Annotated in this window: 1 protein-coding gene; it reads right to left on the reverse strand. The window is 67.2% G+C overall.

Annotated elements, in window-relative coordinates:
* Positions 1–210 (reverse strand): LacI family DNA-binding transcriptional regulator (locus SB754_RS20235; RefSeq protein WP_410784157.1); only part of this gene is annotated, 210 nt, incomplete at its 3' end.
* Between the last annotated feature and the right edge of the window lie 64 nt (positions 211–274).

The raw sequence follows: 274 nt of genomic DNA on the forward strand, positions 1-274 counted from the left end.
CGTCGCGGAGGTGCCGCGGGCGGTGGCCTGCGCGGAAAGGTTCGCGGAGTAGCCGAGCCGTGCCGCCGCGGTCTCGACGCGCTCGCGATACGAGTCGGCGACCTTTCGCGTGGAGCCGTTGAGCACGCGCGAGGCCGTGGCGAGCGATACGCCGGCCTCACGCGCGACGTCGTGCAGGGTCGCCGCGCGCTTCATCGTCGAAGAGGTCATATCTCTGATGTTATCGAAGGTTGCACCTCCACGAATCTCCCACAAATCTCTGCGTCGAAACGCG

The sequence above is a fragment of the Leifsonia sp. SIMBA_070 genome (assembly GCF_046534635.1).
GTDB lineage: Bacteria > Actinomycetota > Actinomycetes > Actinomycetales > Microbacteriaceae > Leifsonia.